Annotated in this window: 13 protein-coding genes; 9 read left to right on the top strand and 4 right to left on the bottom strand. The window is 46.2% G+C overall.

Going from position 1 to position 12,851, the window contains the following annotated elements:
• Window positions 1-39: 39 nt before the first annotated feature.
• On the top strand, window positions 40-1,197 hold the full coding sequence (locus tag MKY85_RS24920) for a Gfo/Idh/MocA family oxidoreductase (RefSeq protein WP_342571029.1): 1,158 nt from the start codon (window positions 40-42) through the stop codon (window positions 1,195-1,197).
• Window positions 1,198-1,392: 195 nt separating this feature from the next.
• On the opposite strand, the gene MKY85_RS24915 is transcribed toward MKY85_RS24920, so the two are convergent.
• A complete protein-coding gene (locus tag MKY85_RS24915; RefSeq protein WP_036605715.1) occupies window positions 1,393-1,713 on the bottom strand; it encodes a helix-turn-helix domain-containing protein in 321 nt (106 codons plus the stop codon).
• Between the two features lie 415 nt (window positions 1,714-2,128).
• On the opposite strand from MKY85_RS24915, the gene zwf reads away from it, so the two are divergent.
• From zwf to yunB, 4 genes are all read left to right on the top strand, one after another.
• Window positions 2,129-3,583, top strand: a complete 1,455-nt coding sequence (zwf, locus tag MKY85_RS24910) for a glucose-6-phosphate dehydrogenase (RefSeq protein WP_342571028.1) — start codon at window positions 2,129-2,131, stop codon at window positions 3,581-3,583.
• A 557-nt stretch (window positions 3,584-4,140) separates the two neighbouring features.
• Entirely contained in the window at window positions 4,141-5,034 is an 894-nt protein-coding gene (gnd, locus tag MKY85_RS24905; protein WP_339237600.1) for a phosphogluconate dehydrogenase (NAD(+)-dependent, decarboxylating), read from the top strand.
• An 86-nt stretch (window positions 5,035-5,120) separates the two neighbouring features.
• A complete protein-coding gene (fsa, locus tag MKY85_RS24900; RefSeq protein WP_036605718.1) occupies window positions 5,121-5,765 on the top strand; it encodes a fructose-6-phosphate aldolase in 645 nt (214 codons plus the stop codon).
• Between the two features lie 269 nt (window positions 5,766-6,034).
• The gene (gene yunB / locus MKY85_RS24895) at window positions 6,035-6,916 is read left to right on the top strand and encodes a sporulation protein YunB (protein ID WP_342571027.1); all 882 of its coding nucleotides are present in this window, start codon (window positions 6,035-6,037) and stop codon (window positions 6,914-6,916) included.
• 126 nt (window positions 6,917-7,042) lie between these two features.
• Here yunB and MKY85_RS24890 read toward each other — a convergent pair whose 3' ends face one another.
• Window positions 7,043-8,113 carry a M23 family metallopeptidase gene (locus tag MKY85_RS24890; RefSeq protein ID WP_342571026.1) on the bottom strand — a complete coding sequence of 357 codons (1,071 nt, stop codon included), beginning with the start codon at window positions 8,111-8,113 and terminating at the stop codon, window positions 7,043-7,045.
• Between the two features lie 241 nt (window positions 8,114-8,354).
• Between MKY85_RS24890 and lipA the strand changes: the two genes are divergently transcribed.
• Window positions 8,355-9,254: a lipoyl synthase gene (gene lipA / locus MKY85_RS24885; protein WP_253440726.1), complete on the top strand. Its 900-nt coding sequence runs from the start codon at window positions 8,355-8,357 to the stop codon at window positions 9,252-9,254.
• Window positions 9,255-9,268: 14 nt separating this feature from the next.
• A complete protein-coding gene (locus MKY85_RS24880) occupies window positions 9,269-9,688 on the top strand; it encodes a YutD family protein (protein ID WP_339257266.1) in 420 nt (139 codons plus the stop codon).
• 28 nt (window positions 9,689-9,716) lie between these two features.
• On the opposite strand, the gene MKY85_RS24875 is transcribed toward MKY85_RS24880, so the two are convergent.
• Together MKY85_RS24875 and ylbJ are read right to left on the bottom strand one after the other, a co-directional pair.
• On the bottom strand, window positions 9,717-10,520 hold the full coding sequence (locus MKY85_RS24875; protein ID WP_036673293.1) for an NAD kinase: 804 nt from the start codon (window positions 10,518-10,520) through the stop codon (window positions 9,717-9,719).
• A gap of 104 nt (window positions 10,521-10,624) precedes the next feature.
• Window positions 10,625-11,878 carry a sporulation integral membrane protein YlbJ gene (gene ylbJ / locus MKY85_RS24870; RefSeq protein WP_339237590.1) on the bottom strand — a complete coding sequence of 418 codons (1,254 nt, stop codon included), beginning with the start codon at window positions 11,876-11,878 and terminating at the stop codon, window positions 10,625-10,627.
• Window positions 11,879-12,030: 152 nt separating this feature from the next.
• Here ylbJ and MKY85_RS24865 point away from each other — a divergent pair, with 152 nt between their 5' ends.
• Window positions 12,031-12,195, top strand: coding sequence for a hypothetical protein (locus tag MKY85_RS24865; RefSeq protein WP_253440723.1), 165 nt, complete (start codon window positions 12,031-12,033; stop codon window positions 12,193-12,195).
• Between the two features lie 244 nt (window positions 12,196-12,439).
• On the top strand, window positions 12,440-12,817 hold the full coding sequence (locus tag MKY85_RS24860; protein ID WP_036605723.1) for a globin: 378 nt from the start codon (window positions 12,440-12,442) through the stop codon (window positions 12,815-12,817).
• Window positions 12,818-12,851: the final 34 nt, after the last annotated feature.

Below are 12,851 nucleotides of genomic sequence, written 5' to 3'. Positions count from 1 at the left end.
TATTGTGTATTGTGAAGGGAACAAGGGAGGTATATAACGATGTTAAGAGTGGCGATTATCGGAGCAGGAGCAATTAGTGGAGCGCATATCTCAGCATATTTGGCATTCCCTGAGCGATGTCAGATTGTTGCGGTGGTGGACATGTACGTGGATAAGGCACAGAAGCGAATTAACGAATATGGACTGGAAGGAGCACAAGCTTTTACGGATTACACAGAGCTATTTGCGCAAAATATTGATCTGGTATCCGTCTGTACGCCGCCGTATACGCATGCTTCAATTGCGTGTGATTTCATGCAAGCAGGTGCACATGCATTGGTCGAAAAACCGATGGCTTCTTCCCTGGAGGAAGCGGATCTGATGCTGAAAGTAGCGCAAGAAAGTGGCAAATCACTATCCGTAGTAGCACAGAATCGATTTACGACACCGATGATGAAGTTAAAAGGTGTGCTGGACAGTAAACGGATGGGGCCTATTGTACATGTGCAGGTTGATTCATTCTGGTGGCGGGGCCACAATTACTATGATCTGTGGTGGCGCGGGACATGGGAAAAAGAAGGCGGAGGCTGTACCCTTAATCATGCGGTACATCATATTGATGCGATGTTATGGATGATGGGACCTCCGGTGGAATTGCAGGCCATGATGGCGAATACGGCACATGACAATGCCGAAGTTGAGGATATATCCATGGCGATGCTGCGCTTTCAGGAAGGGGCGCTTGGCATGATTACCAGTTCCGTTGTACATCACGGAGAGGAACAGCAGTTAATTTTTCAGGGTAAAGAAGCCCGTGTATCGGCACCTTGGAAAGTGGTTGCTTCTACCGCACGGAATAACGGATTTCCGGAACCCAATCGAGAGTTGGAACAACAGATTCAGAAGCTTGTTGACGAATTGCCGGATGTGACTCATGTCGGTCACGCTGGGCAAGTGGAGAATGTGTTAAACGCGATTGAGACAGGATCACCCCTTCTGGTGGATGGTCACAGTGGTCGGAATACACTTGAACTGATTGTAGGCATCTACAAATCGGCTAGTACGGGAGAAAAGGTTGTTTTTCCACTAGGGGCGGAAGACGCATTTTACACAAGAGAAGGAATCATGCAACATGCTGTACACTTTTATGAAAAAAAGACGACGGTGGAGAACTTCGAGGATTCGAGTATTACGCTGGGTAGCAAGATGGATTCGTAGTATTTTATGTGAAAAAGATGCCTTCTCACAAAAAAAGTGAGGATGGGCATCTTTTTTAGGTCTGAGACATCTTCCTGTTCTAAAAATACAATAATTTTATCCATTCATATTTTTGAAATGACGTTATTACGTTATCTTACTGTGCACCATTATTATTTAAAATTTAAATTAATATAATAAGGCTTCATCAAAAGGTTATAGCCACTTATCAGCCCAACGTTCCACAGCGCTTAGTGCTCTCCCCAGTTCCGTGCCTTTTCGTGACAACATATATTCAGTCCGAACTGGACGTTCTGTGACTACGTGGCGAACCACAAGTCCTTCTTCCTCCAATTCCTTCATTCGCTCATTTAAGACACGTTTGCTCAAGTCAGGGATATAAGCGTGAATCTCACTGAAGCGTTTGGGCTCCTCCATCAATGCATGAATAATGAGGGCTACCCATTTTCGACCAATGATCTGATAAGATTGTTCCACTTTTGTGCATATTTGCTTGGCATTCTCATCATCGCTCATGATTGTACTCCTTTGATTTAGTATTGCCTGTAATATCATTAGTATACTTATTGTAACCTACTTGTCCACAGGCCATATGTGTAAAATGTCACATACCAATTGTTATTAATCTTACCACATAAAGCGTTATCATCAAATAAAAAGCCTATAAACACTGGAGTTCACAGTTTCGACACGATTATTGACGAATTGTGACGACAGGTGTAATATGGGTAACGTTAATTCAAAAGGTTACAATTTATAACCTAAATACAGGTTGTGGAGAGAAGGAATGTTCCATGGTTAAATTCAGGTGTGTTATATAAACGGAGGCAAGGCGGGGACGACACCCACTTATTCCGTCTTTTGTCATGCTTGGATTTGAACATTTTGCAACATCATATACTATACTGCACAGATCACAGGAGGCACTCCAATGGATGCAATGACATTTGTCCTGTTCGGGGCAACAGGCGATTTAGCCAAACGTAAGATTTACCCTGCATTATATAACTTGTACATGGATCAGAAAATGCCGAAATCCTTCTCCGTTATCGGATTGGGACGGCGTGAATTGTCGGATGCGGACTTTCAGGCAAATGTAGAAAAGTCACTTCATGAATTCTCTCGTCAGACCCCTGAAGAAGCATCTCAGGTTCGTGATTTCATTGGCGCTTTCCGTTATTGTTCTTTAAATAATACGAAGCTTGAAGATTACACCAAATTGTTGGAACTCGTTCAACAGCGTGAACAAGAGCTTAACATTCCCGAAAATCGCATGTTCTACATGTCGGTGGCACCGGAATTCTTTGAGCCGATCGCATTGAATATTCAAGAAAGTGGCTTGGGTAACACCAAAGGCTGGAAGAAACTGATTATTGAAAAACCTTTCGGACACGATCTGCAATCGGCTCGTGATCTGAACGAGAAATTGAGCAATACCTTTGCGGAAGAAGAGATCTATCGCATTGACCATTTCCTTGGGAAACCGATGGTTCAAAATATTGAGACGCTCACCTATGCGAATCCGGTAATTCAGGCGTTGTGGTCCAACCGTTATATTGCCAATGTACAGATCACGGCAAGTGAGACGGTGGGCGTTGAAGAACGTGCCGCGTATTACGACCAAAGTGGTGCGCTTCGTGACATGTTCCAAAACCATATGCTCCAGTTGCTGATGATGATTGGTTTGCATCTGCCAAAACGTTGCACACCGGAAGAAATTCAATTCAAAAAGCAAAAAATTGCTGAAGCACTTCGTCCTTTGACGAAAGAAAATATTGCCTCTGAAGTTGTTCGAGCGCAATATGCAGCAGGCGAGCTGCAAGGCACATCGGTAGTTGGATATCTGGACGAGCCTGGCATTCCTGCCGGATCTCAGAACGAGACCTATGTTGCCGCAAGATTGTGGATCGATGATCCATTCTGGAGCGAGGTTCCATTTTATATTCGTACAGGTAAACGCCTGGCTGAGAAATCCACGAGAATCGTTGTTGAATTCAAATCGCCACTCAAAACAGGTCATGAATCCGAGAACACAACGGAACCTAACCTGCTTACGATTGAAATTGGTCCGGGAGAAAGTATTTCCCTTCAATTAAATGCGAAGAATCCATTGAACCATGGTGAAGTGGAGCCGATGCATATGACCTTCAACTCCGGCAAACGTAACATCCCTGAAGCGTATGAGAATCTGATTTTTGACGCTATGCGTGGTGATTCCACCTTCTTCGCTCACTGGAACGAAGTGGAGCTGGCATGGCAGTGGGTTCAACCGATTCAAGAAGCATTCGAAGCCGGCAGCGTGCCACTGGATACGTACAGTGCAGGTTCGCATGGACCAGAGTCAGCAGATCGCCTGACAGCAGCAGATGGCTTCCGTTGGTGGTAAGTGTAATAACAGAGTAATCATCTGAGAACACAATAGTGCAATCCATTGTGTTCACCAATGAACATTTTGCACAAATCCAAAGACCGTCTTTCAAGTAAACAGGATATGAAACGAAATGGTTCTTTTCGTTTTCTAGAACTTGTATTCGGAAGCGAGTTGATCGAAATGATGCAAAATGCTGATATAGATGAAGTAACTTTCATGATGTATACAGATCTCATTTTTTATGAATTATACCGTTCCAATTTTGCATAAGCCCTTCCGGTTATGTGACCGGAAGGCCGTGAAAATTTTTAAATATAGATTAGCGGACGCACTGGATTTTTTTGCCTAAGTAGCGACGTAGTGTAGGGGACGGAATCGATTCTGTAGAAGCAAAGCGTTCGCCTTTGTATCCAAATTTCATCAATTTAAAGCTTGATGAAAAGAAATTTAGATACAACAGCGATCGAAAGAACGATCCGTAACCGGAACGATTGCTGCGAAACGGGAATGTAGTCTGGCGCTCTGCAACAAAGATGAAATTTAAACATTGTTCATAACAGGAGGATTTTAAAATGAAACTTGGACTAGTCGGATTAGGAAAAATGGGATTGAACCTGGGCAGAAACTTGATTGATCACAAACATGAAGTAGTTGCTTTTGACCTGAACGCTGAAGCAGTAAATGAAATGAAAGAATACGGCGCTACAGGCGTATCTTCATACGCAGAGATGGTGGCTTCGCTCGAATCCCCACGTGTATTGTGGATCATGGTTCCTCACAACGTGGTAGATGCTGTATTGGCTGAAGTTAGCCCGTTGTTGTCCAAAGGCGACATCATTATTGAAGCGGGTAACTCCCACTACAAAGAATCCATCCGTCGCTACGAAGAGATGAAAACCAAAGGCATTCACTACATGGATGCAGGTACATCTGGCGGTATGGAAGGCGCACGTAATGGAGCATGTTATATGATCGGTGGAGACCCTGAAGCTTGGGCTATCGTTGAGCCGGCATTCAAAGATACTTCCGTAGAGAACGGCTACCTGTATGCTGGTAAAGCGGGCAGCGGCCACTTCCTGAAAATGGTCCACAATGGTATCGAGTACGGTATGATGGCATCCATCGGTGAAGGTTTTGACGTATTGGAGAAAAGTGGATTTGATTTCGACTTCGAACAAGTAGCACGAGTATGGAACAACGGTTCTGTTATCCGCTCTTGGTTGATGGAGCTGACAGAACGTGCCTTCTCCAAAGATGCAAACCTCGATGAAATTAAAGGCGTAATGCACTCTTCCGGTGAAGGACGTTGGACGGTAGAAACGGCATTTGACCTTCAAACGGCTACACCGGTTATCGCTTTGTCCTTGCTGATGCGTTATCGTTCCCTGGAGACAGACACATTTACAGGTAAAGTGGTAGCGGCATTGCGTAATGAATTTGGCGGTCACGCTGTAGAGAAAAAATAATTTTATATATAACTGTTAACATATGATGGACATCGGGTAATAACTTATATCGTGTTTACGAATTCATCAAGTGGAGGGAACATATCATGAAATTTTTCTTGGATACAGGGAATGTGGAAGAAATCAAACGGATCGAACGTCTGGGTCTGGTGGATGGAGTCACGACTAACCCGTCTTTGATTGCCAAAGAAGGTCGCGTATTTAAAGAAGTCATTCAGGAGATCTGTGGCGTTGTTAAAGGCCCGGTCAGTGCTGAAGTTATCGGTCTCAAAGCCGAGGATATGTTGAAGGAAGCTTATGAAATTGCAGAATGGGCACCGAATGTAGTTATTAAACTGCCGATGACCGAAGATGGGCTGTATGCTTGTCATGAGTTAACGCAAAAAGGGATTAAAACCAATGTCACGCTGATCTTCTCCGCAGCACAGGGTCTGATGGCAGCGAAAGCTGGTGCAACCTACATCAGTCCATTCGTTGGGCGTCTGGATGATATTGCGGTGGATGGCATGAAACTGATTCGTGATCTGCGTCTTATTCTGGACATGTATGATCTGCCTTCCGAGATTATCGCAGCAAGCATTCGCAATATCAAACACGTCGAAGATGCAGCCCTTTCCGGTGCGCACATTGCCACCATTCCAGGTTCGCTTCTGCCGACACTTTGGAAGCACCCACTGACGGACAGCGGGATTGAACGTTTCCTGAAAGACTGGGAATCTGTACCGAAATAAATGGCTACCAGTGCCCAAGTCTTTGGGCGGTCTGAACATAAAACCTTTCGCTTTGCAGAGGAATCTGCGGGCGAAAGGTTTTTTTTAACTCGGTTTACGTAGTTTCCGATTTCCGGTTAGATTTAGCCAATAAGAAGTACAGTACTTGTCTCATTAATGTCGTTGTTACTTTCTGGTCCAGTGTCCACGTACTGTCCTTCTTTTTCAGGACAACGGTGCATAAGGTTAACTATAGCCTATAGCTCATCCCGCAGGGGAGGGACACTTCGATGATGAGAAGAAAATGGCGAAGCCGGAAACGCCGTAAGCCGCCAAGCGGCAAGCGCAAAATGTGGTTGATCATTTTATTGGTCACTGCGTTTTGTTTGATGCAGGGCTTTGCTTATGTAGATAAGAAAATGAAGCCCCCCATCATGCACTTGGCCAAGATCAGAGTGAAGCAGATTGCGACCGAAGCGATCAACAAGGCGATTACAGCACAGGTTGCAGATGGCAAAACCAACGAAGGATTGATTGACTGGAAGACGGATACCGCCGGGAAAGTGTCCGGTTTCATGCTGAACTACAATGAGCATATGCGAATCACCGCAAGTACAATGAATATTGTGCAATCCACGCTGCAGAATGTACACATGTTAAAAGAAAAAATCCCGCTGGGGCAGGCGCTGGGAAGTCCGGTGATGGCTTCATTTGGCCCGAGTATACCGGTTCGTATTGAGCCCCAAGGCGCTGTCAAAGTGGACCTCAACACCCGTCAGCAAAATGCGGGGATTAACATGATTTTGGTGGAAGTGTACATTCACATCATTGCTGAGGTCGCCGTCGTGGTGCCCTTCGACATGGAGCCCGAAACGGTCGATACGGAAATCCCGATCTCCTACCTTCTGGTTGTCGGGGATGTGCCGATGTATTATTACGATAATCAGGGCAAGCCGGTAGGCAGTAACGGAAGTAATGCCCCAGCTATTGCGCTGCCATCAGGCCATACGGGTGTATCAAGCGGTAATGGAGTGACTGCGAATCCCCCTAGCCAGAACCAGCAACAGACACCGTCAGACCCTTTGCAAGGGAACGAACTTGAACAATTTGAACCGGATGATCTGCCTGATGTGAATGGGGGCGTACAGTCTAACAAGAGCGCGCACCCGTAATACAGACAATTCCTTGTAAAAAGACTTTAAGTACAAAATGAGAAAAGGGGCCTCTATTGAAGAGGTCCCTATTTCGAATGTTCATCGTACTCCCAGCGGAAATGCTTATATTGACATATGCTCGTCTCACTTGCTTTTCTTGTTCTTTTGTTTGCGTTCTTCCTGTTCCCAATGTTTCAGCTGTGGATAAGGGTCGAACGACCATTCGTGCAGTCCACTGTCACGATAGATCCCATAGTGCAGATGTGGAGGGAATTTGCCCTGTGTCCCAGGTTTACCGTAACCCGAACTGCCAACCCAACCCACAACCTGACCAGGTATAACAACTTCACCGATGCCAGCACTTTTGTCAAAACCCGAGAGATGGGCGTAATAGTGATAATGATTGTTCAAATCCCGGATACCGATGCGCCAGCCTCCAAACGGATTCCAGCCTTTAATCTCCACGACCCCGTAACAGGTGCTGCGCACCGGCAGACCATGTGGAGCGAAGATATCCGTTCCCTCATGAATGCGATAACCGCCCCAACTTCGTTTTGTCCCCCAGGTGCTGCGATAGGAGTAATTGGTTCCGAGCGGAACCGGGAAGGCGTGTCCAAACAGATCCAGATTGTCAAAATGTTCATATAACTTCGCGAATTGCTGTATCCGTTGCACAGCACGGGAGTTGTGATAATATTCCCACAGGGCGATGTTGAAGTCCTCTTGCTTGTTTCCGTAACCCTGAATGACCGAAGCCATGCTGTACAGCACATCCTGATCATTGTTAGCATCCGCTATACCGTCTCCTGAACCGTCACGTCCATATCCTTTGAAAAAAAGAATGGATTCCGGATGTTGATCCGTCTCATCAGGATTTAGCCATCCTCTCCAGGCCGGAGGAGTCATGAAAATACCTGTAAGTCGCTCCGGATGCTTGCGATCCTTTGGATGTGCGCGAGTAATTGTTCGTTCATACTGATCAATTGCGGCTAGCCTATACCAGGGAATCTGAGTCATCTGACCGATGGTCTCATATAAATGGCGACGTGCAGCGAAAATTTCTGCGGGTTTTAACTCGTTGGCCTGTGGTTTCGGAGTAGCCCCGACAGGTTCACTGTAGACGTCAACAGATAAACATGGGAGAAGCAGCGTACCTGTAAGTAAGGTTTTGATCCAAAATCGGTACGTGTGCCTGGAGGTCAAGCGTTGTTGCACTGGGAAGCAGCCCCTTTCCAATAGAATGATACAAGGTACCCGATGAACCAAGCTAAAGGTTAGCGTTCTTCAAAAGTTCTCGTTTTATCCATGTAAGCACTTGGGATGAATCGAATGAACCAAATTGTCCATATCGGGTATGAATGCACAAGATGTGACAAATGGGGGTTTTTCCAACGCTTTCATGGTATAATATGTTCCGAGCAACAGCCTAACTTCAGTTAGAAAGAAGGTTTATGCATTGGCAAAACGTGTTAAAGAACCGAAGCCGGATTGGATTCGGATCAAATTGACAACCGGCGATAACTATCAGGAAATGAAAACGATGATGCGTTCCAAAACGCTGCATACGGTATGTGAGGAAGCGCGGTGTCCGAATATTTATGAATGCTGGGCCAATCGAACGGCCACTTTTATGATATTGGGCGATATTTGCACAAGGGCATGCCGTTTTTGCGCGGTGAATACAGGCTTGCCAACGGAGCTTGATTTGCAGGAACCAGAACGTGTGGCGGAAGCAGCAGAGCAGATGAATCTGCAACACTGCGTCATTACAAGTGTAGCCCGTGATGATCTGAAGGATGGAGGAGCTACAATTTTTGCAGAGACAGTTAAGGCCGTACGGCGGCGGTTGCCATTGTGCAGCGTTGAAGTGCTCATTCCAGACTTTCTGGGCGATCGGGAATCTTTGCAGATTGTAATGGATGCCAAACCGGACATTCTGAATCACAATATTGAGACGGTTGAGCGGTTGTCAGACAAAGTGCGTGCCAAGGCAAAATATAAACGTTCACTGGAATTGCTTGCTCGTGCCAAAGAAATGCAACCTAACATCCCAACGAAATCAAGCATTATGCTTGGTGTAGGTGAGGAATATAATGAAATTTTATCAACCATGGATGATCTTCGTGCGGTAGACTGTGATATTATGACGATTGGTCAATATTTGCAGCCATCCGAGAAACATCTGTATGTTGAAAAGTATTATCCGCCAGAGGAGTTCGCTGCATTGAAACAGGAAGGATTAAAACGTGGGTTCAGCCACGTCGAGTCCGGCCCGATGGTACGCAGCTCCTACCATGCGCATGAACAGGTGAAATCGGCCACCAAACATGCTGAACAGGCGGCAACACACGCGTGATGGAGGATACCGGATTGGAAGAAGAAAAAAGCACAGAACAGATTCAGGACCAACTCCAGGAGCAGATCCAGGAGCCAGTTCAAGAATCTGTTGTTGAATCGGTTGAAGAAAAGCCCAAAGAACCGGTCATTGTACAGATCGGCGGCAAAAACTATGAAATTGTCCAGAACCACAAAGAGGGCTGGAATCCAGAGGTCTTCCGTGATCGTTACAGTGAGGTGCTGGAGCGTTATGATTATATTATCGGAGACTGGGGTTATAGCCAGTTAAGATTAAAAGGTTTTTACCGTGATAACCATCCGAAAGCGACGAAGGATTCCACGATCGCCAGTATGGTGGACTATATCAATGAATATTGTAACTTTGGTTGTGCGTATTTTGTGCTCCAGAAGAGCAAAGATCAGCCTCAAGCCAAAGCAAAAAGCGGTTCCTGAGAAGGACCGCTTTTTTGGTGTCTTTATTTTAGTCAAGAAATGCCGTGCGAACCCGGTTCCAGAATGGATAAGGACGGAAACGCGCGAAACTGACCTTGTGACTGGATACCTGACAACGGACGGATATCAGATCCTCCACCATCACATTCACATGATCAATCGTCATCAATAACCGCTGATCCTTGCGGGAGAAAATATCACAATGATGGTGCTTGGGCAAAATGACCGGTGAACCAAGTGTCCGATAGACCCGGTTATTAATTGAAGCAATCTCCGCAATCTGAATAGCCTCGATGGTCGGATGAACCATTGCACCGCCAAGGGCCTTGTTGTATGCCGTGCTGCCTGAAGGCGTGGATACACAGATTCCATCGCCACGGAACATCTCGAATGTCACGTCGTTAATATCGACCTGGGCCACGACGGTACCGTCCACACCTTTTAACGTAAATTCATTAAGTGCGATGTAAGAGGAATTCCCCGACTTTTTCCGAATCTCAAGCTCCAACAGCGGATATTGGACAATGCGTGGTTTGAGACGCTCCGGATCTCCCTTGCCACTCATCAGCCTGACTAATTCCCGTAATTCTTCCTTCTTCCAATCGGCATAAAAGCCGAGATGGCCTGTATGAACCCCAACAAAAGCAATATCCGGAATACGGTCGATGAAATTGTGAAATGCTTGCAGCATCGTACCATCGCCCCCGATGGAGATGACAATCTCCGGCGATTCTGCATCCAGCTTGAACCCTTCTTCCTTCGCCAGCGCATGAAACTGCTGACTGAGATCAATCGATAACTGGTCTCCGCGGTCTTGAACATAGTATCTCAAGATGAAAGCTCCTTTGTGGTCATTATACTACCGATGATAATCAATTCCGCGGAAGAACACAACGTTTGGAAGCATATTCAGTTAAATATAGATGAATGAGCGACTTATTTTTTGACATGTCGTCTTGGCTTGAAGATATAACTTAATATCGTAAGCAATAACAACAACATAATGATACTCGCAAAAACAATGACCCCCGTCAGGACGATCAGTCCCCAGTCCGGTGTATATGTCGATAACGATGGGATTACACCAGGCTCCATGAGAACGGGTGAAGCGGAACGCCCCATCATGGGGGTCCACAATAGCAGGACCAGCACAGGTGCGATTAGCGCATGAATCGCTCTGGCAAATAAAAAGGGACCATATCTCATGGGGGTGTTGCTAAGAATACTCATAATCTGTGCATGGACGGATAATCCGCCCCAGGAGAGAACAAAGGCTGCTGCCGCCACTTTATATATCAGTGGAATGGAAGTGCTGACACCTCCGGCCTCTTTGGCCCCCAGTGTGACTTCAAATAGCCCCCCGACCAAGCTAGGAGATAAGGATGGAGGAAGTCCGCTATATCGAAGCAGTTGCTCGGTTATGCCGTATAATCCGCCAAGCCAACCGGTCTGTACAAGCAACTCCATTATGACCGAGAAGAATACAACCAGCCCTCCTACGATAATAATAAGTCGAAGGGATGAGGAGACGGCGTGGCGCAGCAGTTCACCGAATACCCGTCCGTCAGCCTTTCTTGCCTCATGCATTGCATAGATGGCCCGGACCAGTCTGTTTCTAGGTATTTGCTCCGATGGAGATGCAGAAGAGATGTCTGGCTGTGAGCCTTTCGCTGTACCCCCGTGAAAACGCATGAGCATACCCACCAGAAAAGCTGCAGCGTAATGACTTGCAACCAATAGCGGAGCAATGGCGACATTATGGAAGAACCCAACCGATACGGCTCCAATCATGAAGATTGGATCGGAGGATGTGGTGAAGGCAACGAGCCGTTCTCCTTCTTCCCGGGTAACCAGCTTTTGTTCCCATAACTGTGCGGTCAGTTTCGCCCCTGTAGGATAACCGGATGCACAGCTCACGGCAAATACAAAACCACCGCTTCCGGGAACACGAAACAATGGACGCATCAGTGGATTCAGCAAGGTACCCAGAAAATGAACAATGCCAAAGCCGAGCAGCAGCTCGGACAGCACCAAAAAAGGAAAAAGGGAGGGAAACAATACGTCCCACCAGATGGACAGTCCGCGTACACCTGCATGCCAGGTTTCCGCTGGATACAAGACCATTAACACACAAAGGATCAGGAGAGCGAGTGTGACCAGGACATGGGTGAGTCTTTGTGAAGCAGCCATGAATTCTTCTCCTTTACTTTTGGAATGGTCGGTGTGCGGAAATCTGTGATGCTATTGCCATCAATATATGAAAAAAAGTGGACAAACAGTACAAAATTATACGTAGAAAGCGCTTGCAAAAGTGGCTGTGTTTTTGAGTGATGTGTGCTAAAATGAGAAAAACGCCTGAACGTCACCTAATTGTCTCCAAGGTGGAATTCAAATCGGATGGAGTGATGATCATGAGTCTTGTCACCGGAATCCTGGTCTGTGCTTTTGTATATGTGATACGTGCCTCGCTAGTACGCTCTGAGGAAGAGGACTGGCGGAGTTATTAATGGAATATCTAGTGCGCCAACCTATGTGGTTGGCGCTTTTTTTGTGTTAGGTTCCGAAGAAGGTCCTATATACAGATGGCAGGGAATGAGCCCTGATGATTTCATGTTATATAGGACTTTTTGGTTTTTTTTGATAGAATGGAGATAAAGGCTTCTGTGGCCTGGATATTGTTACTGTTTTCACAATGTTCACGGAACGTGTAATATATGGCAAAATTCGACATCAGAAAGGGGAATCAGACGAATGAATCCCAGTTTGAGTATTTATGACAATCTTGGCGGTGAGAAAGGTGTTCGCGCACTGGTTGAGGCCTTCTATCCAATCGTTCAGCAGAACGAGCAACTGGCTCCGCTTTTCCCGGAAGATATTCAGCCGGTTATCGACAAGCAGTATATGTTTTTGTCTCAGTTTTTTGGAGGACCAGGGCTGTTTTCCGAGGCGTTCGGACATCCGATGATGCGTGCCCGTCATATGCATTTTGAAGTGACCGTTGAACGCGCTGAGGCTTGGCTTGCATGTATGGATCAAGCCTTAACACAGATCGGTGTGGAGGAGCCTTTGCACTCGTTTATCCTGCAGCGTTTATCCGGGCCTGCACATCATTTTGTGAATACACCGTAGTTCCGAATATGATTATAAGCGTACGGGAGAGGGA

It is taken from the genome of Paenibacillus sp. FSL R5-0749 (genome assembly GCF_038595085.1).
Taxonomy (GTDB): Bacteria; Bacillota; Bacilli; order Paenibacillales; family Paenibacillaceae; genus Paenibacillus.
This window is presented reverse-complemented; position numbering and strand designations above follow the sequence as displayed.